The following is a 23744-nucleotide window of genomic DNA, read 5'->3' on the forward strand; positions in this document are numbered from 1 at the left end:
CGCGGACGGCCCGTCCCCTCTCTACCGCCGCGCGAACACCGCGACCGTGCGCCCGGGGACGGTGAACGTTCCCGAACTCGCCTCGTACGCCGAGGACTTGACGGTCGCGTCGGCGCCGGACGCCTGGACCGGGTGCAGGGCGTACGCCGTGCCCGCCAGGGCCGGGACCCGCTGGGTCTGCCGGTCCGGACTCGCGTTGAAGACGACGGCCAGGCCGCCGAGCCGCATGGTGATCACGCCCGGGGTCTCGTCCCGGCCCGAGAGCGGGAACGAGAGCGCGCTCTGCACCTCGGCGGCGGTGGCGAGGCGGAACGCCGGATCGGTCGTACGGATCCTGAGCAGATCCTGGTACGCGGCGGAGGCGCCGTTGATCTGCGGGCAGCCGACTGTGAGCGTGGCGGCGGTCAACAGGGGCTTGGCGTAAGGCCACTTGGACTTGTTGTCCGCCGCCTGCGGCAGCCCCCGGCCGAAGCCGTTGCCGTCCGCGCAGTTCCAGTGGATCGCGTTGAACCAGTCGCCGCTGTCGAAGGAGTTGCGGTCCAGGGACTTGGAGCGCAGCAGATCCGTACCGGCCTGGGAGAGCGCCGGGCCCTGCGAGAGCGTGGCGGTCGCCAGCGCGAGCACCTGCATCCGGGCCCGGTCGGCCGCCGAGGTCGCCTGCGGCAGCTTGAAGGCGAGCGCGTCGTACAGCGACTCGTTGTCGTGCGCGTCGGTGTAGGCGAGCGCGTCGCCGGGGGCGGCGGCGTATCCGGCCGGTGCGCCGTTGTAGTCGACGTCCGAGCCCTTGACGGTGCGGCCCGAGGTGTCGGTGAAGGTGTACGCGGCCAGGTTGCCGGAGAGGCCGACCTTGATCAGGTCCTGGTAGTGCAGCAGCCGGGCGCGCTGCTCGGCCCGAGTTCCGTTGGCCGTCGACGCGTTGGGGTCGGTGTACAGACCCGAGGCGAAGCCCTGGACGCCCGGGTCCTCGTCGAAGGGGCCGCCGCCGCGCACCGCGTCGCGCGCCCGGTCCGAGAAGGTCGCGATGCCGGTGCCCGCCATGTTCTTCTGGGTGGCCTGGACGAACCGCGCGTCGTCGGCGACCTCCCCGAAGTTCCAGCCCTCCCCGTACAGCACGATCTTCTTGCCGTCCACGCCGTCCTTGGCCATGGTCAGCGCGTCGAGCGCCGTACGGACGGCCAGGATGTTGGCCTTGGGGTGATGGCCCATCAGATCGAAGCGGAAGCCGTCGACCTTGTACTGCTTGGCCCAGGTGACCACCGAGTCCACGACGAGCTTGCCCATCATGGCGTTCTCGGGCGCGGTGTTGGCGCAGCAGGTGGAGGTGGCCACCGTGCCGTCCGCGAGCAGCCGCTGGTAGTAGCCGGGCACGATCTTGTCGAGGATCGAATGGTCGGCCTGGCCACTGGCGGTGGTGTGGTTGTAGACCACGTCCATCACCGTGCGCAGCCCGGCCCTGTTCAGGCCCTGCACCATCTGCCGGAACTCGACCGTGCGCCGGGTCCCCTCCGGGTCGCTCGCGTACGAGCCCTCGGGCACGGTGTAGTGCAGCGGGTCGTAGCCCCAGTTGTACGCGTCCTTCGCGGCGCTCTTCGCCACACACGCCTGCTGCTCGGCCGAGTCCGGCGCGTACACCTTCAGGTCACAGGCCGGCACGGCCTGGTCGGACTTCTTCTCCGGGATCGTGGCGATGTCGAAGGCGGGCAGGAGATGCACATACGAGGTGCCCGAGCGGGCGAGTTGGGTCAGGTGCTTCATGCCGTCCGAGCCGGTGTCCGTGAACGCCAGGTACTGGCCCGGGTGGCGGGAGGTGGGGTCCGCGATGGAGAAGTCGCGGATGTGCAGCTCCTGGATCTGCGCGGCGCGCAGCGGCACGGCGGCGGGCTTGCGCAGGGCCGCCCACCCCTTGGGCGCGAGCTTCGGGTCGGCGAGGTCGACCACCAGGCTGCGGGCCGAATCGGTGGTGAGCGCGGTCGCGTACGGGTCGGTGACCAGGTTGGTGACGACCTTCTGGACGCTGGGCGCCCACACCGTCACGGCGTACCGGTACGGCTTGCCCGCCCAGCCCCTGGGGCCGGTGACCGACCAGACACCGGAGGCCGCGTCGCGGTGCATCGCGATCGTGCGGCCGTCCAGTTCGAGCGCGACCCGCTGGGCGGTGGGGGCCCACAGCGAAAGGGTGGGACGGCCCGCGCGGAACACCGGGCCGAGCGCGGCCCGGGTCGCCGCCGGGCTGTACACGTCGTCGAGGACGCCCTGGGTCTGGACGCCGGTGGCGGCGAGCAGCGCGCCGTTGTCGAGGCGCTGGGTGGCGACGATCTGGCCGGTCAGGGCCTGAGTCACCCGGGCACGGTCGCGCGGGTCGACCGTGAAGGCCGCGTACTTCTTCAGGTGCGGGAACTTGGCCTTCTGGGCGTCGGTGAGCCCGCCCTTGACGGGGCTGAGCCGCAGCCAGCGGCCGTCGCCGGTGAGGACGCCGTCCTTGACGGCGAGGCCGCCGTCCGGCGCGTACACCAGTTGGTAGCTGGCCGCCGTGGCCCCGGTGTCCCAGGCGACGGTGTCGCGGTCGATCCACTGCGCCTTGGCTTTGTTCAGGTCGAGGTCGGCGGCCGAGCCCGCGACCGAGGGCAGCAGGTACTTCTCCACCCCGTCCAGGAGCCACACCTCGTGTCCGTACGCCGAGAAGTCCAGCGACCGGTCGGTGGCGAACTCCTTGGTGTCGCCCTTGTGGACGATGTAACTCAGGCTGCTCGCCGCGTCCTTGAGCGGCACCTCGAAGACCGCGCCGAAGGCGTCGGTGCGCACCGGCTTCAGCGGGCTGGACCAGTCGGTCGGCGAGGCGGCGCCGGTCCAGGTGTGCATGCCCCAGCCGGAGTAGTCGCCGTCCGCGCGGTGGTAGTGGACGACGGCCTTGGTGGTGTCCTGCGGCGGGCGGGCCCCGGCGGGCGGCGTGGTGGACAGACCGTCCTTGCCCTGCTCGACCCAGACCTCGCCGGTCCTCGACAGGTCGATGGTGCGGTCGGCGGCGACGTCCTTGGTGCCGTTCTTGTCGACCACGAGGAAGCCGACACTCGACGCGCCCGGCTTCAGCCTGACGTACGCGAAGGCACCGTAGGCGTCCCGGCCCACGAAGTCGTGGCCGGCGGGCCAGGTGGTGGACTCGCCGTCGGCGAGGTCGCCCCAGGCGTACAGCCGCCAGTCGGCGTACTCGCCGGCGGGGCGCTTGTAGTGGACGATCGCGTAGTCACGGCTGGTGGCGGTGGGGACGGGGTCGGCCACGGGCGTACCGCTGGTCGTCGCGGCGGTGGCGCTCGCGGTGTGCCCGGCCGAATCGACCACAACTGCCTTGTAACGCACGGGAGTTCCGGCGGCAATCGTGCCGGGAAGATTCTGCGTCACCTTGTACGGGGCGTGGTCGGCGGAGCCGAGGACCTGCCACTTGGCGTTGCCGACCTGGGCGGCGAACACCACCCGGTTCAGCTGCCCGCCGTCGACGTCCGCCGCGACCTCGACGTCGCCGGTGGCACCGGCGGCCGGGGCCCGCAGCGTGAGGGAGGGCTTGGTGGCGGGGGCGCCGAGCGGCTTGGCCGCCTTGTAGACGACGGCGGAGAGCGCGGGCACCTTTACGGAGATGCGCCGGTCGGCGGAGGTGGTGGCGGTGTCGGACGCGCCGTAGATGCCGTGGAAGGCGGTGTTCGCGGAGCCGGTCACGAACTCGGCGCTCTTCGCCTCGGTCGCGTTGTTGACCGCGACCACGTATTCGGTGCCGCTCTTGGCGTCGGTGCGGGAGAAGGCGTAGACGCCCTTGCCCGCCGCCGCGTACCGCTCGGTCTGCACCCCGTCGGCGAGCGCCGGGTTCTGCTTGCGGAGCCTGGAGAGAGCGGCGATCTCCTTGTAGAGCGGGTGCTCCGGGTCGAAAGCACTGCTCGCGTGCGTACGGGTCGTACCGATCTCGGTGTCGTCCAGGTAGTCGGCGACCTTGGAGGCGAACATGGTCTGGCGGGCGTCCTTGTCGCCGCCCGCGCCCGTGAAGCCCTGCTCGTCGCCGTAGTAGACGACCGGGTTGCCCCGGCTGAGGAACATCAGCTCATGGGCCAGCTCGTCGCGCCGCAGCAGCTCCGCGCCGTCGGCCTTGGGGTTGTCCTGGAGCAGGAACGAGCCGATGCGGCCCATGTCGTGGTTGCCGAGGAAGGTCACCTGCTCATAGGCGTTGGCCTTGTCGGTGGTGTAGCGGTAGTCCTGGCCGAGGACCGCCGACAGGTCCCCCGCCGAGCCGCCCTGCGAGGCGTAGCCGCGCATCGCCTGCTGGAGCGGGAAGTCCAGCGTCGCGTCCAGCCTGCCCTTGGTGACGTACGGGGAGGTGATGGCCGGGTCCCCGGAGTACACCTCGCCGTAGAGGAAGAAGTTCGGGCGCCCGTGCCGGGCCGCGTACGCGTCGAGGGCCGTCGCCCACTGCGTCCAGAAGTCCATGTCGACGTGCTTGACCGTGTCCACCCGGAACCCGTCGACGCCGAACTCGCCGACCCACTTCTCGTAGATCCGCTCCATGCCCGCGACGACCTCGGGCCGTTCGGTCCACAGGTCGTCGAGTCCGGCGAAGTCGCCGTACTCCGCGCTCTCGCCCGCGAACGTCGAGTCGCCCCGGTTGTGGTACATCGTCGGGTCGTTCAGCCAGGCCGGCACCTTCGCGTTCTTCTCGGCGGCCGGGACCACCGGGGTGTACGGGAAGGAGGCCGCGTTCACCTTCGGGACGCCCGCGCGGTCGTCGAAGGGGCGGCCCTGGGTGTCCAGATAGGGGTAGGCGCCCTTGGAGCGGTAGCCGTACTGCTTCTCGGCGTAGTCGACGGTGTCCGCCGTGTGGTTGGTGATGACGTCGAAGAAGACCTTCATGCCCTTGGCGTGCGCCTGGTCGATCAGGTGGGCGAGCTCGGCGTTGGTGCCGAAGTGCGGGTCGACCTGGGTGAAGTCGGTGATCCAGTAGCCGTGGTAGCCGGCCGAGGCGTCCTTGCCCGTGCCCTGCACCGGCTTGTTCTTGAAGATCGGGGCGAGCCAGATGGCCGTCGTCCCGAGCCCCTTGATGTAGTCGAGCTTCTGGGTGACCCCCTTGAGGTCCCCGCCCTGGTAGAAGCCCTTGTCGGTGGGGTCGTACCCGGTGCTCAGCCGCGAACCGGCCAGACCGCCGCGGTCGTTGGAGGTGTCCCCGTTGGCGAACCGGTCCGGCAGCAGGAAGTAGAACTGCTCCCGCGTCGCGTCATGGCGGGCGGGCTCGGCGGCCAGCCGTGCGTCGCCGGGCGGCGCCGGTGGCCGTGGCGCGGCAGCGACGGGCAGCGCGGGAACGAGCGCCGCGCACAGGGCGGCCGCGAGCGCGACCGCGGTTCTGCGCAGGGGGATCACCGGGGACTCCTCGGTCGTACGTGGATGGGTGCGGGGGCCGTTGGGCCGCCCGGCGCCGAGTGGACGGCGCCGGGCGGCCCGGCCGTGGGGGATCAGCCGCGCGAGGCGCCCGGGGCGGTTTCCTCGCGGGTGTTCGTGGCGCCGGGTCGCGGTGTCCGTGGTCCCTAACAGGACCTCGCGCCCACGTGCAGCGCGAGCGCGGTGTCCGGGGCGAGGGTCGCGGTGAACTGCCCGGAGCCGTCGACGGTGACCGGCCTGCCGCTCTGGACGTCGCAGTAGCCGCCCGCCGCGAGCGAGGTCTGGAAGGTCCGGGTGAGCGACGAGCCCTCGTGGTTGATCGCCACGAACGCCTTGTCGCCCCGGCCGAACGCGATGGCGTTGTTGCCGTCGTCCCACCAGTTGCTCACGGCCGCGCCGCTCGCGCTGTTGCGGAACTTCACCATGGAGCGGATCTCGGGCCAGGCGTGCTGGCACTTCCAGCCGTCCTGGTAACAGGCGTTCACCTGGCCGCTGTTGGGCGGTCCGGCGTCCGTGCTGCTGAACTCGTAGCCGGAGTGGACGTCGGGCGAGCCGTAGGGCCAGGCCAGCATGAAGACATGCGCGAGCGTGTACCTGGCGCCGTCCCTGTAGTTCAGGGTCTGGCCGCCGCGCTCGGTGTCGTGGTTGTCGACGAACACCGACGACTGACCGCTGGGCATATAGCCCCAGCCCTCGCCGTAGTTCTTCAGATAGGCGAGCTTCTCGTTGTTGAACACCCGCTTGAGGTCCCAGGAGTAGCGGAACTCCTGGGCGTCGCCGGTCCCGAGGTACTCGGTCGGCTGCACGGCCTCGCCCGCGCCGTAGATCGTCTCCTGCTTCCAGTAGACGCCCGGGTTGCTCAGCCGGGACTTGATGTTGGCGAGGTCGTCGGCGGGGATGTGCTTGGCCGCGTCGATGCGGAATCCGTCGACGCCGAGCGAGAGCAGGTCGTTGAGGTACCCGGCGATGGTCTTGCGCACGTACTCCTCGCCGGTGTCGAGGTCCGCCAGGTTCACCAGCTCGCAGTGCTGGACGTTCCAGCGGTCCTGGTAGTTGGTGACCGGCGAGGTGCAGTCGTCCATGTCCGCCGCCGAGTAGGTGCCCGGGTAGTCGTACTTGGTGAAGGACGAGCCTGCCGAGCCGGTGCCCGACGCGTTGGTCATGTGGTTGATCACCGAGTCGACGACCACCTTGACGCCCGCCGCGTGGCAGGTGTTCACCATGGCCTGGAACGCGGCCCGGTCGCCGAGCCGACTGCCGATCTTGTAGCTGACGGGCTGGTACGCGGTCCACCACGGGTCGCCCTGTATACGTTCCTGGGGCGGCGAGACCTGGACGTATCCATAGCCGTCCGGGCCGAGTTCAGTGGTGCACGCCTTGGCCACGGAGGCGAAGTTCCACTCGAACAGGACGGCGGTCACGTCCTTGGGGCCGGGCGCCGCGGCCTCGGCCCCGGGAGAGCCGACGACGAGCCCGCCCGCCGCCCCGACCAGGGCGAGAGCGGCGGCGAGAGATCTGCGGGTGCGGGGGGTGCTGCGGGTCCGACCGTCCATGGGGGGATCCTCCGTGCGGGGGTACGGGGTGACGGAGCGGCCTCCGGGGGCGACGCGGCCCGGCCGTCCCAGGAGGTCTCTGAATGGCTTTGAATGTTCTTGCTGCAAGAAGCAGAAACAGGTTGCGGTTCGAGACCGTAGGCGGGTGACGCGCCCCGGTCAACCCTTCGGACACCACGCCGCTACATGGGGGAAATCTCGCCGCTTTCTCTCCGCAAGATCTTTCACGCGGGGTCGTGACGGTGTTACGTTCCCCCACTGGCCCCGTACGCACGCGGGCCGCCGCACCACGCCGGTCCGGGCACGTCCGGCGCGAGGACCGGGTGCCCGGAGCCGGCCGATGCGGCGGCCCGGAGAACGACTTCCGTATCTGTGCGGGTCAGAAGCCGATATCCATGTGGGTCAGAAGCCGATCGCCTCGCGGACGAGGACGACCGTGCTGCGGAACGGTATGACCTCGCGGCCGTTGATGAGGATCTTGGCGAGGACGCTGCGCTGGCCCATCACCGTCTGGGCGCGGACGTCCTCCTTGGGCAGCGAGTACGTCTCCAGGCGGCGCAGCGCGGTGTCCAGGTCGGCGACGACCTTCTGGGCGCCGACCACCCAGATCGTCCTGCCCGCGCCGAACACATAGGCGGCGAGCTGGCTGCCGCTGGCCGAGCCGGTGACCAGGCGCCCGTCCTCGGTGACGGCGTGCACGCTGCCCACCACCACGTCGGGCGCGGAGCGCGAGGTGCGCACGTCGTCGCGGCGGGCGCCGCGCTGGTCCCAGTCGGCCTGCTCGGCGCGCACGCTCTTGAAGCGGCCCGACTCGTCGATGTCCGCCTGGATGCCGGAGAGCCGCAGGGTCTCGCTCGTCGCCGCGAAGACCGCCTTGTCGGTGGGCAGCGCCTCGGTCACCAGCTTGCGGGCGTCGGCCGCCGTGTCCACTATGTGCACCACAAAGCCGTTGCCGCGCAGGGCTTCGGCCGCCCGCTCGACACTCTCGGCGCTCGCCGCGACCGCGAACGTCTCGTCGGCCGGCAGCGTCTCGATGGTCTTCTCACTCATGGTCATGCCCTTCACAAGAGATATCGCCGCCCCGCGCACCCGTCGCGCCGGGCGGCCCCGTGTCCGACGTCTCGATCGGACTCCGCAGCAAAAACTAGCGCCGGGACGCGCATCGCGTTTCGAGCGACCCCGGATCGGTCAACTGCGGCGCCCGTCCGATCGCATAGGCTCGGCCACGAGATGAAGAGCAACCCCACTCCGCTGGCGCCCAAGGCCGACAAGGACACCGTGCGCCGGCACAACCTCAGCCTGGTGCTCCGGGCGGTCCACGACGAGGGCGAGACGACCCGGGCCGCCGTCGCGGCGCGGGTGGGGCTGACCCGGGCCGCCGTGTCGTCGCTGGTGGAGCAGTTGCTGGAGAGCGGGTGCCTGACCGAGTCGGGCAAGACGTTCAGCGGGCAGGCCGGGCGGCCGGGCACCGTGCTCAAGCCCGCGCGGACCGGACCCGCCGGAGCCGGGGTCGAGATCAACGTCGACTATGTCACCGTGTGCGTCGTCGACTTGGCCGGAACCGACCGGGTGCGGCTCACCGAGCACGTGGACAACCGGGGCGCCGCGCCCGCCGACGTGCTGGCCCGCGCGGCCCGGATCGCCGCGCGGGCCCTGGACTCGGCCCAGGAGCAGGAGCTGCGCCCGGCCGGTGTGACGCTCGCGCTGCCGGGCCTGGTCGCCGCGGGCAAGGTCCGCCAGGCACCCAACCTGGGCTGGAACCGGGTTCCCGCGCAGGACCTGTTCGCGCGCTCCCTCGGCGAACTGCGCCCCGGCACGGGCGCGCTGGCGGTCCGTTCGGAGAACGAGGCCAACCTGGCGGCCCTCGCGGAGCTCTGGTTCGGCGGCCGGGACGAGGCCCGTACGTTCCTGTACGTCTCCGGCGAGATCGGGGTCGGCGGCGCGCTGGTGCTCGACGGTGAACTCCTGCGCGGCGCCCATGGCTTCGCCGGGGAGATCGGCCATGTGCCGCTCGACCCGGCCGGTCCCCCGTGCCGCTGCGGCGCGCGCGGCTGCCTGGAGCAGTACGCGGGCCAGCTCGCGCTGCTGCGCGCGGCGGGCATCGACGAGGACTCCGGTGCGGCGGGCGTCGCCGAGCTGGAGCGCCGGGCCCGCGCGGGCGACGAGCGGGCGGTCACCGTCATCGGCACGGCCGGGCTGATGCTGGGACGGGTGCTCTCCGGCGCGGTCAACCTCCTCGACCCGCAGGCCGTCGTCCTGGGCGGGATCTACCGCGCGCTGCTGCCCTGGCTGTCGCCCCCGGCCGACGCGGAACTCGCCGAACGCGTGGTGTCGGGCCTGTGGTCCGGGGGCAGCGGGCGGCTACGCGCCTCGTCGGCGGCGGGCGACGCGGCGCGCGGCGCGGCGGCGCTGGTGGTCGAGGACGTCCTGGACGACCCGGCGGGCTGGGCACGGGACGAGCCGGCCGCGTCGGCCACGTCGGCTCCGGACGAGCCGCGCTGATCCCCGGACACGCGTCGGCACGCGCCCAGCACTCGCGAGCGTCACTGCTCGATACGCCTCAGCGCACCCCCAGCAAGTGGTCCATCGCCAGCTGGTCGAGGCGCTCGAACGCCATGCCGCGCGCCCCCGCCGCCTCCGGGTCGAACTCCTCGAAGGCCGACCGGTCCGCGAGCAGCCCGGCGAGGCCGTCCGGCGCCGTCGGCCGGGCGAGGTCGTCGAGCCGCGCAGCGCGCAGCGCCTCCCGCACCACCGGGTCGGCGCGGAACGCGGCGGCACGCTCGCGCAGGATCAGATACGTGCGCATGTTGCCCGCCGCCGACGCCCACACCCCGGCGGCGTCCTCCGTGCGCGGCGGCTTGAAGTCGAAGTGGCGCGGGCCTTCGTAGCCCGCCGACTCCAGCAGGTCGACCACCCAGAACGCGTCGCGCACGTTCCCCGCCCCGAACCGCAGGTCCTGGTCGTACTTGATGCCGGACTGGCCGTTGAGGTCGATGTGGAAGAGCTTGCCCGCCCACAGCGCCTGGGCGATGCCGTGGGTGAAGTTGAGCCCGGCCATCTGCTCGTGCCCCGTCTCCGGGTTCACGCCGACGAGTTCGGGGTGCTCAAGGCGCTCGATGAAGGCGAGGGCGTGCCCGACGGTCGGCAGCAGGATGTCCCCGCGCGGCTCGTTCGGTTTGGGCTCGACGGCGAACCGCAGGTCGTACCCCTGGCTCAGCACGTACTCGCCCAGCAGGTCGAACGCCTCCTTCAGCCGGTCGAACGCCACCCGCACGTCCTTCGCCGCCCCGGACTCCGCGCCCTCCCGGCCGCCCCACGCCACGTACACCCGCGCGCCCAGCTCCACGGCGAGGTCGATGTTGCGCAGCGTCTTGCGCAGCGCGAACCGGCGTACGTCACGGTCGTTGGCGGTGAAGGCGCCGTCCTTGAAGACGGGGTGCGTGAACAGGTTGGTGGTGGCCATCGGGACCGCGAGCCCGGTGGCGTCGAGCGCCTGCCGGAAGCGCTTGACGCGCGCCTCCCGCTCGACCTCGGACGCGCCGAACGGGATCAGGTCGTCGTCGTGGAAGGTCACGCCGTACGCCCCGAGGTCCGCGAGCCGATGGACCGTCTCCACCGGGTCGAGGGGCGCGCGGGTCGCGTCGCCGAACGGGTCGCGCCCCTGCCAGCCCACGGTCCACAGGCCGAAGGTGAACTTGTCCTCGGGGGTGGGGGTGAAGCGTTCCGTCATCGTCCTGTCACCTCGGTACGCTATTTGTTTTCTGACATGACGAATATGGCATGATCGCGGCGGCTTCCGGAACCCCGGGCGTTCGCCTAATTTGTTCCTGCCGCGTGCAAATCAGGATCCGAGCGCCGTTCGGGGGCGCGGTGCGCGTTCCGTCGAAGAGTCGAAGAAGGGGTGTCCCTATGCCGCCGGGCCCGGTCGTCATCGGGGTGGACAGCTCCACGCAGTCCACCAAAGCGCTGTTCGTCGACGCGGACACCGGGCACACGCTCGCCGTGGGCCGCGCCCCGCACCGGGTCGAGGGCACGGCCGGGGCCCGCGAGAGCGACCCCGATCAGTGGTGGCGCGCGCTGGGCGAGGCCGTCGCGGCCGGACTGAAGGAGTCGGGCGTGCCCGCCTCGGCCGTCGTCGGCATCGCGGTCGCCGGACAGCAGCACGGCCTGGTCGTCCTCGACCGGGCCGGGCGCCCGCTGCGCCCCGCCCTGCTCTGGAACGACACCCGCTCCGCCCCGCAGGCCGCCGCCCTCACCGAAGCACTCGGCGGCCCCTCGGCGTGGACGGCCCGCACCGGTTCGGTCCCGGTCGCCGCCGTGACCGCCGCGAAGTGGCGTTGGCTGTACGAGAACGAGCCCGCGACCGCCGCCGCGGCGGCCGGGGTCCGGCTCCCCCACGACTTCCTCACCGAGCGGCTGGCGGGCGTCGCCGTCACCGACCCCGGGGACGCCTCGGGCACCGGCTGGTACGCGACGGCGACCGGCACCTATGACCCCGAGCTGCTTCAACTCATCGGGCTGGAGGTCGACTTGCTGCCGCAGGTCGCGCCTGGCGGAGCCGTTCGCGCAGGATCCCTGACCGCCACCGCCGCCGAGGCGCTCGGACTGCCGGCCGGGATCGCGGTCGCCGCCGGGACCGGGGACAACATGGCCGCCGCGGTGGGGCTCGGTCTGGGCGGCAGCGGACTGCTCGACCACCCCGTCCTCAGCCTCGGCACCTCCGCGACGGTGTTCGCCGCGACGCGTACGCGGCCCGTCTCGCCCGCGCTGTCCGGTTTCGCCGCCACCGACGGCGCCTTCCTGCCGCTCGCCTGCACCCTGAACTGCACTCTCGCCGTCGACAAGGTGGCGGCCCTGCTCGGCCTCGACCGCGAGGACGCGGCGCCCGGTGGCGAGGCGGTGTTCCTGCCGTATCTCGACGGCGAGCGCACCCCCGATCTGCCCACCGCCGCCGGACTGCTCACGGGGTTGCGGCACGCCACCTCGGGACGTCAGCTGCTCGGCGCGGCGTACGAGGGCGCCGTGTTCACCGCGCTGCGCGCCCTCGACGACGTGCTGCGCGCGTGCGGGCTCGACCCGTCCGCCCCCGGCGTCGCGGACCGTCCGCTGCGGCTGATCGGCGGGGGCGCGCGGGGGCGTACATGGGTCGAGACCGCGCGGCGGCTCTCAGGGCGCCCGGTGATCGTCCCCCGGGTCGCCGAGCCGGTCGCGCTCGGGGCCGCCGCGCTGGCCTTGGCGGCGGCGACGGGTGGGGACGCGGTGGGTGCGGCGGCGCAGTGGGGTGCGGGGTCGGGGCGCGCGCTTGCCCCGGTGGCGCGGGATACGCAGACGTGGTCGCGGATCGCCTCGGTCCTGGATCACGCCGGGCCCGGGCTGCTCGGTGGCGGGCGGTAGGCGCTTCGCCGTTCGGGTGGGGACCGTCGGGGCTGGTCGCGCGGTTCCCGCGCCCCTTACGGGGCACGGCACCACACAAAGCGTCGCCGAGCCCGGGGCTCAGTGACTCTCTCGCAGCAGTTCCGCAAGGGCGCTGTCCATGTCCAGGTCCTGGTCCTCCACGTCGGCCGGGACCGCCGCGTACGTGAGGAACAGGAAGCTCCGCAGCGCCGCCGTTTTGAATTCCAGGAGCGCGCGGCCGTCCGGGGAGCTCAGTTCGACCATGGTGTGCGTGCGGCCGGTCGGCCACAGGTGGACGTCGCCCGCGCCGACCTCGGCGCGCAGGCCCCCGTCGAGCAGATTGCGGGCGAAGACCCAGGTCACGCCCTCGTCGTGGAGCGAGACCTCGGGCGGGAACGCCATCGCGACCGCCAGTGGGTCGGCGGCGCTGTAGCCGAGGGTCACCGAGATGGTGACCGAGTGGGACGCATCGGTGACGAGGCGGGCCAGGACGGACTGTTCGACGGTGGGTGACATCGGCTCGCTCCTTGCTGACCGGCGCTGCGGTTCCGGCTCCTTCGCCCGTACGGCCTCGGCAGACGGCCCGTGGGACGGACCCCGGCTTCCCGATCTGTGACTCGCATCACATCATCTCAATAGTCACACATTCAACACCTGGCCTTGGAATTCGTGCGGAAAACCTGGACGGATTCCGGAGCGGGCGCGCCGCTTCGGGGGCTGGCACCACCCCCGTCCGGGGCCCAGACCTCCTGACCCGCACCCCGTCCCCGGCGGACGATCGTCGGCGACAGAGGTCACGGACCGGCACGGACGACGGAGCAGGGGGCCCGGCATGGGTGAGCACAGTCGGCGGAACGTATTGCGCGGCGCGGCGGGCGCGGCCGCAGGGGGCTTCCTGGCCGCCCGGGGCGGTGTGGCGGGCGCGGCGCCGCTCGGGCGACGAACCGGGCCCTCCGGTTCGGGCGCCGCCTCCCAGCCCTTCCTGCACGGAGCCTTCACCCCCGTCACCGAGGAGCTCACCGCGTTCGGCCTCCCCGTCACCGGCCGCATCCCCCGCTCGCTCAACGGGCGTTACCTGCGGACCGGCCCCAATGTGCTCGGCCTGGAGGACCCCCGGGCGCACCACTGGATGCTCGGCGACGGCATGGTCCACGGGGTGCGGCTGCGCGACGGGCGGGCCGAGTGGTACCGCAACCGCTGGGTGCGGTCGGCCGCCGTGGCCAGGAAGCTCGGCGAGACCCGCCAAGGGCCCGTCCCCGAGGACGACTTCGCCTGCAACACGCACGTCATCCCGTACAAGGGGCGCATCCTCGCACTTCAGGAGAGCGGGCCGCTGCCGTACGAGCTCGACGGCGAGCTCAACACCGTGCGCCCGTACGACTTCGGCTCCAGTCTGCGCGGCGCCTTCACCGCGCACACCAAGTACGACGCGCGCGCCGACGAACTGCACGCCATCGCCTACTACCCCACCTGGGACCACGTGCGTCATCTGGTCGTCGACCGGACCGGCCGGGTCGCCCGGACCACCCGGATCCCGGTGGCCGACAGCCCGATGATGCACGACTTCGCGTTGACCGAACGGCATGTGGTCGTCTTCGACTTCCCGGTCACCTTCGACGCGGCGGCGGCCGCGTCGGGCGCGCCCGTGCCGTATGTGTGGAACGACCGGCACCCTGCGCGGGTCGGTGTGCTGCCGCGCGCGGGCGGCAGCGTGCGCTGGTTCGAGGTCGGGCCCGCGTTCTACTCGCACACGCTCAACGCGTACGACGAAGGGGACACGGTCGTCGTCGACCTCACCGCCTTCCCGGCGCCGTTCTTCGTCGCCGGGAAGGGCTCCGACGGGCCCACCGCGCTCGGGACCGCCTCCTTGGACCGCTGGACGGTCGACCTGGCCGACGGCAGGGTCCGCACCCGGTGCCTGGACGACCGGCCGCAGGAGTTCCCCCGCGTCAACGAGGCCCTGGTGTCCCGGCGCCACCGGTACGGGTACACGGCGGCCGCCGCCGCGATGTCCACGGCGTATCTGACGGCGGACGGCGTGCCCCCGGACCGTTCCTTCGGCAACGCCCTGGTCAAACACGATCTGCTGCGCGGCACCTCACAGGTGCACCGGCTGCCGCGTGACGCCGCCGCCGGCGAGGCCGTCTTCGTCCCGGCGGACGGCGGCTCGACGGCCGCCGAAGACGACGGCTATACGCTCGCCTATGTCCACAACCCCGAGCGCGGTGCCGCCGACCTGCTGATCCTGGCGGCGCAGGACTTCACCGGGCGGCCGCTCGCCCGTATCCACCTGCCCGGGCGCGTACCGCTGGGATTCCACGGCAGCTGGGTCCCCGACGCCTGAGCCGCGAGAGCCGTCGGCATGCTCAGCCCAGCTGGCTCAGCATGCCGACGACGGAGTTGACCGCGCTGTGCAGCGACGGCGCGGCGGCGGTGTCGGCGAAGTAGAAGCCGAATCCCGCGCAGACCAGCGCGTGGGAGAGCTTGGTGCCGCCTTTGCGCCAGAGGAAGAAGGCGGCCGCGGCGAGCGGCAGCATCAGAGGAAAGTGCACGGAGGGCAAGGGTGTTCACCTCGTGACCCCGAGTCTGTCGAGCACCGGGCCGGCGCCGTGCGGCGGCGGCCCGGTGGAAAGCACCTCCGTCACGCTACGACCGATGCTCACCCGTCGCCACCCGCATGGTCACCGGGTGTCATCCCCGCAGGTGGCACCCGTTCTTCAGACGGCCGTGGCGACCACGAGGCGGCAGCGGGGCGTACCGTCCGCGCGTCGGCCCACCTCCGGCAGCTCGCGCAGTTCGACCGTGAACCCGGCGCGGATCAGCTCCTCGCGCACCTCCGAGAGCGTGAAGTCCCGGTAGTACATGACGAATCGGGGCCGCCACACCGCGTTGCGCACCCGCATCGCCGAGTCGAAGGCGAGCAGGGCCCAGTAGCCTGCCGAGCCGGGGCGGGGCGGGGCCGCGATGGGGAAGGCGAACCGGCCGCCGGGCCGCAGCACCGAGCGGACCTGCGCGAACAGACCGGGCCGCTCCCTGGGCAGGAAGTGCCCGAACGCGCCGAAGCTGACGACGAGGTCGAAGGCCGCCGCGAACGGCAGCGCCCGGGCATCGGCCCGCACCCAGTCCATGCGCCCGGCATCCGCCCCGACCGAGTCCGCACGCCCGGCGTCCGCAGGGGCCCGGGCATCCCTACGCGCCCGGCCCACCGTCAGCATCCCCGCGCTGAAATCGAGCCCCACGACCCGCTCGCGGCACACCTGCCGCAGCACATCCAGGCCCGCGCCGGTGCCGCAGCACAGGTCGAGCCCGTGGCCGACGGGGCCGAGCTCGCGCAGCACCCGGGCGACGGCGTCCAGGACGACATCGGGCGTGCGGTACGGGGTGAGGTCGAACTTCGGCGCGAGCAGGTCGTAGCCGTGCTCGACCGACGACAGTGCCTGAACGGCGAGTTCACGGAAGGTGGGGCCCTGGGGAGCGAACATCGCCCTCAGCATAGGGGGCGGAATCCGGCGCAGGGGCGGTCCGGCCTGGTCAGCACGGGGGCGCGGCGCCACCGGTCGCCGAATTCCCATATCCATGGATAACCTCGGAAAGGGTTACGAATTGGCCTATTGGGGGGTCGGCCGAGACGGGAGAGACCATCGTGAAATCCACTCTGAGCAACCGCTGTGCCCGGATGGCAGCAGTGGGCGCCCTGTCCTTCGCCCTGGTGGCCGGTGGGGCCACCTCGATCGCGACCGCCGCCACCCCCAAACCGACGCCGAGCGGCAGCAAGCACGCCTCGGCGGCGACGGGTTCGCTGACCATCAAGGCCAGCAAGACCGACGTCAAGGTGGGCGACACGGTCACCTTCACCGGCCGGTCGAAGGGCCTGTCCATAGGCAGCAAGGTCGTGCTTCAGCACAAGAACAAGGGCAAGTGGACGACCCTGCAGCCCAGCACCACCATCAAGCAGGGCAGCAGTTACTCACTTGACCACAAGTTCACCGCCAAGGCCAAGGAAGAACTGCGGGTGATGGACGGCCAGACCACGTCCCCGTCGGTGACCGTCAACGTCAAGTGACGGCCACCACGGGAACCTGACGCCTCCGTCGCGCCGGTGACGGCGCGCCGGAGCTAGCCGATCCTCAGCTCGCCCATCTCGCTCCATCCCGCCGCACCCTCGATCGTCGTGCTGACGATGTCGGGAGTGCGGCGCAGGAGCGGGCGCATCGTCTCCATGGCGGCGCGGAAGTGGTCGGAGTTCACATGGGCCTCGCCCGCGCCGTCCTGGAACGCCTCGACGAGGACGTACGTGTTCGGGTCCTCCAGACTGCGGGACCACTCGTACCAGAGGTTGCCCGGCTCGGCCCGGGTCGCGCTGGTGAAGTCCGCGACGTGCTGGGGCCACTCCTCGGCGTACTCGGGCTTAACGGCGAACTTGACGACAATAAAGATCATTCAGGCATTCTAAGCACGGCTCCGCCCGATCCGGCCACTGGCGGTGCCGTGCTCCATCACTCGGTGGTGCGCGGTGGCCGGGGGTACTGTTGCCGCCGCCAAGCAGTCCTCCGCCCGCCGAATCCCAGGTGAGACCCATTACCGCACTCCCCCACTCCACCGTGGTCACCCGACTCCGCGCCGCCGGCTGCGTCTTCGCCGAGGACGAGGCGGAGCTGCTGCTCGCGACCGCCCGTACCCCGACCGAGCTGGACGCCATGGTGCGGCGCAGGGCCGAGGGGCTGCCGCTCGAACACGTGCTGGGCTGGGCGGAGTTCCGCGGGGTACGCGTCGAGGTGGACCCGACCGTGTTCGTGCCCCGGCGCCGCACGGAGTTCCTGGTCGAGCAGGCCGTGGCGCTCGCAGGTCCCGGCGCGGTCGTGGTGGATCTGTGCTGCGGCTCGGGTGCGTTGGGCGCGGCGCTCGTCGCGGGGATCGGGCGGGCCGAGCTGTACGCGGCGGACATCGACCCGGCCGCCGTGGCCTGCGCCCGGCGCAATGTGGCCGCCGCCGGGGGCCGGGTCTACCAGGGCGACCTCTTCGAGCCGCTGCCCGCCGCGCTGCGCGGCCGGGTGGACATCCTGCTCGCCAATGTGCCGTACGTACCGACCGAGGAGATCGCCCTGCTCCCCTCGGAGGCACGCGTCCATGAGGCGCGGGTGGCGCTCGACGGCGGCAGCGACGGGCTCGACGTGCTGCGCCGGGTCACCGCCGAGGCGGCCGAGTGGCTCGCGCCCGGCGGCTGTCTGCTCTTCGAGACCAGCGAGCGCCAGGTGCCCACCGCCGTCGAGACGGTGCTCCGGGGCGGCCTGGTGCCGCGCGTGACGACCTGCGACGAGCTGTACGCCACGGTCGTCGTCGCGACCAGGCCCGCCCCGGCGCATTGAACGACGAGGCTTACGCCATCCAGAAGAAGACCGCCGTCATCCGGCCGTCCTCCACCGTGCTCCCCCAGTAACCCGTGGCGCTGTGGATCATGTTGGCGTTGTACAGGAGCAGCCGGTTGTACTTGTGCGGGACGCGGACGTCCTCGGTGAAGGAGTTCGGCGGCACGAACCGGGTGCCCAGCGCCTCGACCAGGTTGGTGTGCGGGGCCGCCACGATGTTGCCTCCGAGGACACCGCCGGGCAGGCTCTGCCGGAAGAAGCTCGTACCGCAGTCCTTGGGCACGTCCGGGTTGAGATAGAGCACGGCGGCGTACCGGCACAGCGCCCGTGAGTCGGTGTGCGGGCGCTGCTCGCTCTCGTCCTTGCCGACGACCTGGACGCAGTTGTGGTTGAGGGTGGCGCCGCCCGGTGCCTTCTGGAGCCAGAGCTCGCGGGCCCCGGTCGCCTTCCTCACCAGCCGCTCCACCCGGCCGAGTTCGGCGGGTTCAAGGCCGGGCATGGTGCGCAGGCCGGGCCAGGTCTCGGGCTTGCGGGGGTATCCCTCGATCCAGTCGCCCTTGGCCAGACAGCGCGCGCGGACCTCGTCGACATTGGGCAGGACGTCATCGAGGACCCAGTAGTCCCGGCCTGGCGTGGGTTTGCGGTACGGGAGCACCGGGAGTGCGGGATTGGGGGGCATGCGGCCGAACCTACTGGCGTAACCGCCGGTCGCCGTCCGCGACTTGGTCAACCTTGCGTCAAGGGACGGCGAAGTGCTTCCCGTGACGAATGGCGCATTGCGGGGACTTCCCCATGGGAGATCCCCGCAATGGCAAAGGCAGCACCAATTGCCCGCCGGGAGCGGGCCCGGCGCGAGTCGGGAGGGTCAGGCCTTGCGGCCGACGCCGCCGAACATGGCGACCTCGTCCGGCTCCGGCGCCGACGTGTCCTCGGGCCGCCACCGCGAGCACGAGACGACGCCCGGCTCCAGGATCTCCAGGCCGTCGAAGAAGCGGGCGGTCTGCTCCGGGGTGCGCTGGGTGAGCTTGGGCGTGCCGTGCTCGTTCCAGAACGCCACGGCCTCGTCCACGTCCGGCATGTCCGGGTGGGTGACGGTGTGCGAGAGCACCAGGAAGCTGCCCGGGGCGAGCGCGTCCATCAGCCTGCGCACCAGGCCGTACGCCTGCTCGTCGTCCCCGATGAAGATGACGACGCCGAGCAGCATCAGGGCCACGGGCCGACTCAAGTCCAGCGTCTTGGCGGCGTGTTCCAGGATGGAGTCCACATCGCGCAGATCCGCGTCCAGGTAGTCGGTGCGGCCCTCGGGCGTGCTGGTCAGCAGGGCGCGGGCGTGCGCGAGCACCAGCGGGTCGTTGTCGACGTAGACGATCCGGGACTCCGGCGCGATCCGCTGGGCCACCTCGTGGGTGTTGTCGGCGGTGGGCAGGCCGGTGCCGACGTCGAGGAACTGGCGGATGCCCCGGTCGGCGACGAGGTGGCGCACGGCGCGGCCGAGGAAGAGCCGGTCCGCCTGCGCGTAGTCGCCGATGCCCGGGTGCAGCTGGCGGATCTGGTCGCCGACCGCCCGGTCGACCTCGTAGTTGTCCTTGCCGCCGAGCCAGTAGTTCCAGATCCGGGCGGTGTGCGGCTGGGCGGTGTTGATCCTGCTCCGAATGTGCTCGGGAGCATCGAGGTGTGCCGGGTTGTCGGTCACGGGCGTCGTCTCCTGGGGGCCTGGTGGACTGTCAATGATCAGCCTAGATGGCCAAGTTGAACTGTGTCGCCGAACCCGTCCCCGGGCCGCACGGACTCCGGGTGTACGGATGACGTCATCGGCGCGCCTGCCGGGTTCCCGGGCGAAGTCACCCCCAGTCTCATACGATCATGGCTGAACGGTTCCGCTCCTCAGCCACCCCCGTATCCATGGAGGTCAACCGTGACCAGGACGGCTCACCGTATCCGTACATCCGCCACCGCCACAGCAGCCGCGGCCGTGCTGTTCGCGGTCGCCGGCTGCTCGTCGTCGGGCGGCGGCTCCGGCGAGGCAGCGGGCGGAGTTCCGGTGGTCAAGAAGGGCAAGCTGACCACCTGCACCCATCTGCCGTATCCGCCCTTCCAGTCGGAGCAGAACGGCAAGGTCGTGGGTTTCGACGTGTCCCTCATCGACCTCGTGGCCAAGAACCTCAAGGTCGAACAGAAGATCCTCGACACTCCGTTCGAAAACTTCAAGACCGGCGCCTTCCTCAACTCGGGCCAGTGCGACCTCGCCGCCGCCGGTATGACCATCACCGACGAGCGCAAGAAGAACGTCGACTTCTCGATGCCCTACTTCGACGCCACCCAGGCGCTGCTCGCCACCAAGAAGAGCGGCGTCACCTCGCTCGCCGACCTCAAGGCCAAGGGCAAGAAGCTCGGTGCCCAGGCGGAGACCACCGGCGAGAGCTACGCCAAGGGCCAGGGCTTCAACCCGGTCGCCTTCGAGAGCTCGGACGCGGTGCTCAACGGGCTGCGCACCGGCCAGGTCGACGCCGTCATCATCGACTACCCGGTCGTCCAGGGCTGGCTCAAGAACAAGGCCAACGCCGACGAGTTCGCGCTCGGCGAGAACATCTCGACCGGCGAGCAGTACGGCTTCTCGGTCAAGAAGGGCAACACCAAGCTGCTCGACGCCATCAACAAAGCCATCACGGACGCCAAGGCGGACGGCACGTACAACAAGCTGTACGAGGAGTGGATCGGCCCGCTTCCCAAGGCCCACTCGTGACCTCCCGCCTGACGAGGCGTCAGCGCAGGCGCGTCTCGCAGGGCATCCAGTACGCGGTCTTCCTGGGCGTGCTGATCACCATCGGCGTGCTCGCCGACTGGGGCAGGCTGCAGAACCAGTTCGCGCAGCCGGACCTCGTCCGCAAGCTCTTCCCGGACATCATCACCACCGCCCTGCGCAACACCGTCGTCTACACCCTTTCCGGCTTCGTCTTCGGCCTGGTGCTCGGTCTGATCGTCGCGCTGATGCGGCTGTCCTCGGTGGCGCCCTACCGCTGGGTCGCCGGCATCTACATCGAGCTGTTCCGGGGACTGCCCGCCCTGCTGATCTTCATCTTCGTGGGGGTGGCGGTCCCGCTGGCGTTCCCCGGCACGGAGATCCCGGGCGGCACGTACGGAAAGGTCGCCCTCGGACTCGGTCTGGTCGCCGCCGCCTATATGGCCGAGACGATCCGGGCCGGGATCCAGGCGGTGCCCAAGGGCCAGATGGAGGCGGCCCGCTCGCTGGGGTTCTCGCACGCGCGGGCCATGGTCTCGGTGATCATCCCGCAGGCGTTCCGTATCGTCATCCCGCCGCTGACCAACGAACTGGTGCTGCTCTTCAAGGACTCCTCGCTCGTGCTGTTCCTGGGTGTCACCCTGGAGGAGCGGGAGCTCACCAAGTACGGCCGGGACCTGGCCAGCGAGAGCGCCAACTCCACGCCGATCCTGGTCGCGGGGCTGTGCTACCTGATAGTGACCGTGCCCCTGAGCTTCGTGGTGCGCCGCCTTGAAGCCCGCGCCGACAAGGCGAGGTGAGGAAGCGATGCCACAGAACGAGATCGAGATCCGCGGGCTGCGCAAGTCGTTCGGCGACAACGAGGTGCTGCGCGGCATCGACCTGGAGGTCGCCCGGGGCGAGGTGGTGTGCGTCATCGGCCCCTCCGGTTCGGGCAAGTCGACACTGCTGCGGTGCGTCAACCTGCTGGAGGAGCCGAGCGCGGGCCAGGTGTACGTGGGCGGCACCGAGGTCACCGACCTGGACGTCGACATCGACGCGGTGCGCCGCCGTATCGGCATGGTCTTCCAGCAGTTCAACCTGTTCCCGCACATCACGGTCACCGAGAACCTGATCCTGCCGCAGCGCCGGGTGCTGCGGCGGGGCAAGGAGACGGCGGCGGCCGTGGCGCGGGAGAACCTGGACCGGGTGGGGCTCGCCGAGAAGGCCGACGCGTACCCGGCCCAGCTCTCCGGCGGCCAGCAGCAGCGGGTCGCCATCGCCCGGGCGCTCGCCATGGGCCCCGAGGTGATGCTCTTCGACGAGCCGACCTCGGCGCTCGACCCCGAGCTCGTCGGGGACGTCCTCGCGGTCATGCGGGTACTGGCGGGCGAGGGCATGACGATGATGGTCGTCACCCATGAGATGAGCTTCGCCCGCGAGGTCGCCGACCGGGTGGTGTTCATGGACGGCGGCGTGATCGTCGAGCAGGGCCCGGCGGCGCAGGTGGTCGGCGCCCCTCGGGAGGAGCGGACGAGGAACTTCCTCAACCGCATCCTCGACCCGTCGGCCGCCGACCGGCCGACCTCGCAGCTGCCGCCGGAGGACTGATCCGCGGTACGCAAGCGGTTCGTGTGCGAGCGGCGCCCGCCCCGGCGGTTCGGGGCGGGCGCCGCCCGCTGCCACCGGGTCAGGATCCGGCGGCCCTCATCTTGTGGGTGAACACCCAGGTGGCGATGGAGTCGCCCAGGGTGTAGCCGTCGCTCGCGTCCCACGGGTAGTGGACGCCGAGCCAGACCCTGCTGTCGCCGTCCTCGTGCGCGGCCTGGCTGAAGCTGGTGAACGAGCGCGTGCGCACCGGTGACTTCGGGTCGTCCGTGGTCACGGTGAAGCTCACGTTGTCGCTGGTGAAGTACTGCCGCATGACCCCCGCCCAGGCGGCGCCGAAGGCGGCGTGGCCCGAGGCCCACGCCGGGAAGCACGGCGAGGTGCCCGACAGCGGCTTCCAGCCGGCGTCGAGGCCGCCCTCGCGGATCGCCGACACCGGACGCCACAGATCGATGGGCGTACGGTACTTGACGTCCCACTCCCCGATGGCCGCGTCCGCCATGGCGACCGACACCAGCGCGAAGAGCCGGGCGTTCTGATACGGCGTCAGACCGTGGTCCCTGGCGACGCGCGCGGTCGTGTCGAGAAGCTGCCCCGGCGGCTTGAAGGTGCCGTTGGCGTCATTGGCCCAGAACCACGCGGCCGCGGTCTGGTCCGTCGTACGCGCGGTGGATCCGGCGGCACCGAGCGTGCGCACCGCGTCGACCTGGCTCGCGTAGGCGGGACTCGCCAGCAGGCTCTCGTACGAGGCGTACGTCCCCGGGGTCGAGGGCCGGAACTGGGAGCCGGAGGTCATCGCCCACGGCTTGACCAGGCCCCAGGTGGGGGTGACCGCCTGGCTGCCCTGGCCGCAGCCCGGGTCCGGCAGGTCCGGGTAGCTCGTGGGCTGCCAGGCGCCCGGCTTGCCGTCCGGCGTGTACACGCTCTTGTCGTCCGAGCCGTCGGCCGTGCGGAAGTTCTGGATGTTCTTGACGATCGTGCCGACCAGCGTCAGGTCGATGATGTCGAAGTCCGTGGAGTTGGTGCCGAACCGCTCCTTGAACTTGTTGTCCAGATAGGTGGCCTGGTCGGGGAACAGCTTGAGCAGGACGTTGTAGGCGGTCCGCCCGATCGCCCGCTCCTCCTCGCCCGGCCCCTCGAACCCCCAGCCCTTCGAATAGTCGATCGCCTGGAGATACGGGTCGGAGGTCATGGTGTGCCAGCGCAGCTGGTACGAGCTCTCCGCGTCGTAGATCGCGGTGTTCATCATGGCGGCGGCCCGGGAGATCGGCCCGGGGGCGCCACCGGCGGTGCGGATGGCGCCGAGCAGCACGTCGTTCCAGTACTGCACGGGGTCGCCGGTGTAGTTGGGGGGCGCGGCCGAGGCGGGCTGCGGCGCCAGGGCGAGCGCGCCGCACGCGGTGGCGAACACGGTCGCCAGAGCCACCGCACGGGCGCGCATCGCGCCGGGTCTTCTCCTTCTGCTCTTTCTGTGGATCCGTAACATGCTCAGGTCCCCTCTTGGCGTCTTGGCGATTTGGCGTCTTGGCGATTTGCGGATTCGGTACGGTGCCGCGGTCCGCGTCGCAATCTAGGGCCGGGGGTTTCGGCCGCACATCCAGCGGGCGGATGACGGGAGGCGGCCGCCGGTAAACCCTGGCGGTACAGGGCGGCGCACGGGCTGCCATGACCACGCCACCGCAAGGCGCGAAAAGG

At 71.3% G+C, this 23744-nt stretch carries 18 protein-coding genes and 1 pseudogene; 8 read left to right on the top strand and 11 right to left on the bottom strand.

Going from position 1 to position 23744, the window contains the following annotated elements; genetic code table 11:
• Nucleotides 1–21: 21 nt before the first annotated feature.
• From pulA to ACGFRG_RS04405, 3 genes and pseudogenes are all read right to left on the bottom strand, one after another.
• A complete protein-coding gene (gene pulA, locus ACGFRG_RS04395; RefSeq protein ID WP_393261209.1) occupies nucleotides 22–5391 on the bottom strand; it encodes a pullulanase-type alpha-1,6-glucosidase in 5370 nt (1789 codons plus the stop codon).
• A 167-nt stretch (nucleotides 5392–5558) separates the two neighbouring features.
• Nucleotides 5559–6962 (bottom strand): annotated as a pseudogene (locus ACGFRG_RS04400) (alpha-amylase family protein); the annotation flags it as partial.
• Nucleotides 6963–7364: 402 nt separating this feature from the next.
• Nucleotides 7365–8012, bottom strand: coding sequence for an LUD domain-containing protein (locus ACGFRG_RS04405; RefSeq protein ID WP_361423724.1), 648 nt, complete (start codon nucleotides 8010–8012; stop codon nucleotides 7365–7367).
• Nucleotides 8013–8192: 180 nt separating this feature from the next.
• Between ACGFRG_RS04405 and ACGFRG_RS04410 the strand changes: the two genes are divergently transcribed.
• Nucleotides 8193–9464, top strand: coding sequence for an ROK family protein (locus ACGFRG_RS04410; protein ID WP_393261212.1), 1272 nt, complete (start codon nucleotides 8193–8195; stop codon nucleotides 9462–9464).
• 58 nt (nucleotides 9465–9522) lie between these two features.
• Here ACGFRG_RS04410 and xylA read toward each other — a convergent pair whose 3' ends face one another.
• Complete coding sequence (gene xylA / locus ACGFRG_RS04415; protein WP_393261215.1) at nucleotides 9523–10692, bottom strand: xylose isomerase; 1170 nt, start codon at nucleotides 10690–10692, stop codon at nucleotides 9523–9525.
• Nucleotides 10693–10871: 179 nt separating this feature from the next.
• Here xylA and xylB point away from each other — a divergent pair, with 179 nt between their 5' ends.
• Entirely contained in the window at nucleotides 10872–12356 is a 1485-nt protein-coding gene (gene xylB / locus ACGFRG_RS04420; RefSeq protein WP_393261217.1) for a xylulokinase, read from the top strand.
• 99 nt (nucleotides 12357–12455) lie between these two features.
• Here xylB and ACGFRG_RS04425 read toward each other — a convergent pair whose 3' ends face one another.
• Complete coding sequence (locus ACGFRG_RS04425; protein ID WP_393261220.1) at nucleotides 12456–12872, bottom strand: SsgA family sporulation/cell division regulator; 417 nt, start codon at nucleotides 12870–12872, stop codon at nucleotides 12456–12458.
• 316 nt (nucleotides 12873–13188) lie between these two features.
• Here ACGFRG_RS04425 and ACGFRG_RS04430 point away from each other — a divergent pair, with 316 nt between their 5' ends.
• A complete protein-coding gene (locus ACGFRG_RS04430; RefSeq protein ID WP_393261223.1) occupies nucleotides 13189–14700 on the top strand; it encodes a carotenoid oxygenase family protein in 1512 nt (503 codons plus the stop codon).
• A gap of 22 nt (nucleotides 14701–14722) precedes the next feature.
• On the opposite strand, the gene ACGFRG_RS04435 is transcribed toward ACGFRG_RS04430, so the two are convergent.
• Nucleotides 14723–14908, bottom strand: coding sequence for a hypothetical protein (locus tag ACGFRG_RS04435; RefSeq protein ID WP_393261225.1), 186 nt, complete (start codon nucleotides 14906–14908; stop codon nucleotides 14723–14725).
• A gap of 165 nt (nucleotides 14909–15073) precedes the next feature.
• On the bottom strand, nucleotides 15074–15838 hold the full coding sequence (locus ACGFRG_RS04440; protein WP_361423706.1) for a class I SAM-dependent methyltransferase: 765 nt from the start codon (nucleotides 15836–15838) through the stop codon (nucleotides 15074–15076).
• A gap of 161 nt (nucleotides 15839–15999) precedes the next feature.
• Between ACGFRG_RS04440 and ACGFRG_RS04445 the strand changes: the two genes are divergently transcribed.
• A complete protein-coding gene (locus ACGFRG_RS04445) occupies nucleotides 16000–16419 on the top strand; it encodes a hypothetical protein (protein WP_361423703.1) in 420 nt (139 codons plus the stop codon).
• Between the two features lie 53 nt (nucleotides 16420–16472).
• Here ACGFRG_RS04445 and ACGFRG_RS04450 read toward each other — a convergent pair whose 3' ends face one another.
• Entirely contained in the window at nucleotides 16473–16796 is a 324-nt protein-coding gene (locus tag ACGFRG_RS04450; protein WP_361423700.1) for a putative quinol monooxygenase, read from the bottom strand.
• Between the two features lie 137 nt (nucleotides 16797–16933).
• Here ACGFRG_RS04450 and ACGFRG_RS04455 point away from each other — a divergent pair, with 137 nt between their 5' ends.
• Nucleotides 16934–17722, top strand: a complete 789-nt coding sequence (locus tag ACGFRG_RS04455) for a putative protein N(5)-glutamine methyltransferase (protein ID WP_393261826.1) — start codon at nucleotides 16934–16936, stop codon at nucleotides 17720–17722.
• A 10-nt stretch (nucleotides 17723–17732) separates the two neighbouring features.
• Here ACGFRG_RS04455 and ACGFRG_RS04460 read toward each other — a convergent pair whose 3' ends face one another.
• Together ACGFRG_RS04460 and ACGFRG_RS04465 are read right to left on the bottom strand one after the other, a co-directional pair.
• Entirely contained in the window at nucleotides 17733–18401 is a 669-nt protein-coding gene (locus ACGFRG_RS04460) for a DUF6445 family protein (protein ID WP_361423697.1), read from the bottom strand.
• A gap of 186 nt (nucleotides 18402–18587) precedes the next feature.
• Nucleotides 18588–19415, bottom strand: a complete 828-nt coding sequence (locus ACGFRG_RS04465; RefSeq protein ID WP_361423695.1) for an SAM-dependent methyltransferase — start codon at nucleotides 19413–19415, stop codon at nucleotides 18588–18590.
• 222 nt (nucleotides 19416–19637) lie between these two features.
• On the opposite strand from ACGFRG_RS04465, the gene ACGFRG_RS04470 reads away from it, so the two are divergent.
• The 3 genes from ACGFRG_RS04470 to ACGFRG_RS04480 are packed head-to-tail and all read left to right on the top strand — an operon-like array spanning nucleotide 19638 to nucleotide 22052.
• Entirely contained in the window at nucleotides 19638–20465 is an 828-nt protein-coding gene (locus tag ACGFRG_RS04470; protein WP_393261229.1) for a transporter substrate-binding domain-containing protein, read from the top strand.
• A complete protein-coding gene (locus tag ACGFRG_RS04475; RefSeq protein WP_393261231.1) occupies nucleotides 20462–21262 on the top strand; it encodes an amino acid ABC transporter permease in 801 nt (266 codons plus the stop codon). Before ACGFRG_RS04470 ends, ACGFRG_RS04475 begins: the two co-directional genes overlap by 4 nt.
• 7 nt (nucleotides 21263–21269) lie before the next feature.
• Entirely contained in the window at nucleotides 21270–22052 is a 783-nt protein-coding gene (locus tag ACGFRG_RS04480) for an amino acid ABC transporter ATP-binding protein (RefSeq protein ID WP_361423689.1), read from the top strand.
• 79 nt (nucleotides 22053–22131) lie between these two features.
• Here ACGFRG_RS04480 and ACGFRG_RS04485 read toward each other — a convergent pair whose 3' ends face one another.
• Nucleotides 22132–23490, bottom strand: coding sequence for a vanadium-dependent haloperoxidase (locus ACGFRG_RS04485; RefSeq protein ID WP_393261234.1), 1359 nt, complete (start codon nucleotides 23488–23490; stop codon nucleotides 22132–22134).
• Between the last annotated feature and the right edge of the window lie 254 nt (nucleotides 23491–23744).

The sequence above is a fragment of the Streptomyces sp. NPDC048696 genome (genome assembly GCF_043198895.1).
GTDB lineage: Bacteria > Actinomycetota > Actinomycetes > Streptomycetales > Streptomycetaceae > Streptomyces.

What these genes read in the sequence shown, in the direction of transcription:
- ACGFRG_RS04405 (WP_361423724.1), bottom strand. Translation starts at nt 8,012, where the DNA reads ATGAGTGAGAAGACCATCGAGACGCTGCCGGCCGACGAGACGTTCGCG.
- ACGFRG_RS04410 (WP_393261212.1), top strand. Translation starts at nt 8,193, where the DNA reads ATGAAGAGCAACCCCACTCCGCTGGCGCCCAAGGCCGACAAGGACACC.
- xylA (WP_393261215.1), bottom strand. Translation starts at nt 10,692, where the DNA reads ATGACGGAACGCTTCACCCCCACCCCCGAGGACAAGTTCACCTTCGGC.
- xylB (WP_393261217.1), top strand. Translation starts at nt 10,872, where the DNA reads ATGCCGCCGGGCCCGGTCGTCATCGGGGTGGACAGCTCCACGCAGTCC.
- ACGFRG_RS04425 (WP_393261220.1), bottom strand. Translation starts at nt 12,872, where the DNA reads ATGTCACCCACCGTCGAACAGTCCGTCCTGGCCCGCCTCGTCACCGAT.
- ACGFRG_RS04430 (WP_393261223.1), top strand. Translation starts at nt 13,189, where the DNA reads ATGGGTGAGCACAGTCGGCGGAACGTATTGCGCGGCGCGGCGGGCGCG.
- ACGFRG_RS04440 (WP_361423706.1), bottom strand. Translation starts at nt 15,838, where the DNA reads ATGTTCGCTCCCCAGGGCCCCACCTTCCGTGAACTCGCCGTTCAGGCA.
- ACGFRG_RS04450 (WP_361423700.1), bottom strand. Translation starts at nt 16,796, where the DNA reads ATGATCTTTATTGTCGTCAAGTTCGCCGTTAAGCCCGAGTACGCCGAG.
- ACGFRG_RS04460 (WP_361423697.1), bottom strand. Translation starts at nt 18,401, where the DNA reads ATGCCCCCCAATCCCGCACTCCCGGTGCTCCCGTACCGCAAACCCACG.
- ACGFRG_RS04480 (WP_361423689.1), top strand. Translation starts at nt 21,270, where the DNA reads ATGCCACAGAACGAGATCGAGATCCGCGGGCTGCGCAAGTCGTTCGGC.
- ACGFRG_RS04485 (WP_393261234.1), bottom strand. Translation starts at nt 23,490, where the DNA reads ATGCGCGCCCGTGCGGTGGCTCTGGCGACCGTGTTCGCCACCGCGTGC.